3 protein-coding genes are annotated in these 2,477 nt (G+C 45.7%); all 3 read left to right on the top strand.

The window, feature by feature from the left end; genetic code table 11:
- Positions 1 to 70: 70 nt before the first annotated feature.
- The 3 genes from tnpA (at position 71) to tnpC (ending at position 2,440) form a co-directional block, all read left to right on the top strand.
- On the top strand, positions 71 to 352 hold the full coding sequence (tnpA, locus tag L0U88_RS20690) for an IS66 family insertion sequence element accessory protein TnpA (RefSeq protein WP_234868769.1): 282 nt from the start codon (positions 71 to 73) through the stop codon (positions 350 to 352).
- A gap of 3 nt (positions 353 to 355) precedes the next feature.
- Positions 356 to 706 carry an IS66 family insertion sequence element accessory protein TnpB gene (gene tnpB, locus L0U88_RS20685; RefSeq protein WP_234868768.1) on the top strand — a complete coding sequence of 117 codons (351 nt, stop codon included), beginning with the start codon at positions 356 to 358 and terminating at the stop codon, positions 704 to 706.
- A 186-nt stretch (positions 707 to 892) separates the two neighbouring features.
- Positions 893 to 2,440 (top strand): IS66 family transposase, encoded by a 1,548-nt coding sequence (tnpC, locus tag L0U88_RS20680; RefSeq protein ID WP_234868766.1) that lies wholly within the window; start codon positions 893 to 895, stop codon positions 2,438 to 2,440.
- The last annotated feature ends 37 nt before the right edge of the window (positions 2,441 to 2,477 follow it).

Here is a 2,477-nt window from a genome sequence, read left to right as displayed (position 1 = left end):
GTAAGCATTCAGCCAACCACGTCTATGCCTCGGTTTTAACGTCCAATAATTTTGCTGGCAAACGAATCGTATGCGATCAAACATCCATCAAAATATGTTTGCCCTCCTTGAGAAAAAACATCCGGAGCAAACTACTAAAGAATTTTGTACCGCAAATGGAATCAGCGAAGCTACTTATTACTATTGGCTAAAGAAATCAAAACAATCAATAAAGGTGGCGGGCTCCAGTTTTGTGCCGGTTAAGTTTGCACCATCTGACCGCCTGGCAATTGCAACGATACAAATGCCCGGCGGCAGCATCATCAGCGTATATGATTTTGAGGTCTTATCCTTTCTTCAGCCTTCTTTATAAACTATGTTATCCCTGCCAGATAATCGGCGGTATTTTTTATACCAGGGTATAGCCGATATGCGTAAATCTTTTGACGGACTCGGCGGACTGGTGAAGCAACAAATGCAACTGCCGCTGCTAAGCGGCGATGTTTTTATTTTCATCAATAAACGACGTACACAGCTCAAACTATTAAGTTGGGATACCGATGGATTTTGTGTGTATCATAAGCGATTGGAAAAGGGCACTTTTGAACTTCCATCAGCAACTGGTAAAACAACGGTGATACTGAGTGCACTTCAACTTCGGTTGCTACTTGCCGGTATACAACTCACTTCGATCCGCCAGCGGCCCCGCTTTCGAATCAGTGCCTGAAAACTTTTCCACAATGTCCATTTTTTCAGCTGGTCGTTCGATTGACTGGAAGGCTTCAGGTGCTGCATAAACGGTCGGTTGGCGGGCTGCTTATTGTTTGGTGCGCGTCTCGTTCGCTGATTTTTTAAAAACAAAAAAGAGGGGTCAGTTATCCACATTTATGGGTGTTTTGCAGACCGGCTGCCTGTGGTAGATACCTTGTTTTTTGTTTGCCGTCCGCCTACCTTTATCTCCGTGGATAAAGATCAGCAAATAGAACAGTTAACCAGCCTCAACAAGCAGCAGTCAGCACAACTGGCGCAGCTTCGTTTTGAACTGGATGAACTCAAACGCCTGCTCTTCGGCCGCAAGTCCGAACGCTTTATTCCGGATGCCTCCCAGGATCCTGCACAACTGGATCTGGCCGGTATGATGCAACAACTTGCTACAGCTCCACCACCTGTTGAGCAGGAAGTGGTACTAAAAAAGAAAGCCACCAATCCTTCACCAACCGGTCGCTTAGCACTTCCAGAACACCTGGAAAGAGTAACTATTTATCTGGAACCCGAACAGGACACCACTGGTTATAGAAGGGTAGATGAAGAATGTACAGAACAATTGGATTATGTACCGGGTAAATTATTGGTACGCCGGTACGTACGCCCCAAATATGCAAAAGACTCTGCCGATGGCACCAGTACCGATTTTATTATTGCACCACTACCAGCTTTTACCATTGAAAAAGGAATAGCTGCTCCCGGACTACTGGCGCAGATCATTGTAGATAAACACGTTGACCACCTTCCTGTCTATCGGCAGATTAAACGTTATCAGCGCGATGGTGTTAAACTGGCTGCCAGCACCATTTGTGGATGGCTGGAAGCTACTGCCACCTTACTATCCCCCTTAAACGAGGAATTAAAAAAACTGGTCATTGCTTCCGGCTATATCCAGGCAGATGAAACACCGCTACCGGTACTCAACGGTGAAACAAAAGGAGCTACACAAACCGGGTACCTCTGGGCTTATCACAGCCCTCCGCTACGGCTGGTGTACTACGATTATCAACCCGGGCGAAGTAAAAAAGGACCGCTTGGTTTATTGAGCAATTTTAGCGGGTATCTCCAAACCGACGGTTATGGGGTGTACGATAGTGCTTCTATAGGTGGCAGATCCGAGATCACGCAATTGTATTGTATGGCCCATGTGCGGCGCTATTTTGAAAAAGTACTTGTTACAGATAAAGAACCGGCTCAGTACTTCCTTACCGAACTGCAAAAACTTTATGCCATTGAAAGAAGGCTACGAGAGCAGCAATGCAATCCAGAACAAATCGTGGCTATCCGCGAGCAGGAAGCGATGCCCCTGCTTGCCGCACTGAAAACATGGCTGACAGAACAATACACCACCAACCTGGTGAAAAGCCCGTTGACCACAGCTGTAGGCTATGCATTACAACGTTGGGATAAACTTAGCAACTATACTACCGACAGTCAGTTGCAGATCGATAACAATCTTGTAGAGAATGCCATGCGACCCGTAGCACTCGGACGTAAGAATTATTTATTCGCAGGATCCAATGAAGGTGGTAAACGACTGGCACTGTTTTATTCATTGCTGGAAACCTGCAAAAAACACGAGCTGAATCCGCTGGAATATGTACACGATATTCTGGAACGCATGCCGATGACAAAAACAAGTGAGTTGAGAAGTCTGTTACCTGATCAATGGAAACCACGTTTAGTAAGTAATTAATCAGCTACTTCATATACGTGGTTGGATGAATGCTTAC

The sequence above is a fragment of the Flavihumibacter fluminis genome (assembly GCF_021491375.1).
In the GTDB taxonomy this organism is placed as follows: domain Bacteria; phylum Bacteroidota; class Bacteroidia; order Chitinophagales; family Chitinophagaceae; genus Flavihumibacter; species Flavihumibacter fluminis.
Note: the sequence above shows the minus strand (reverse complement) of the source record. Positions and strands in the feature narration are given on the sequence as shown.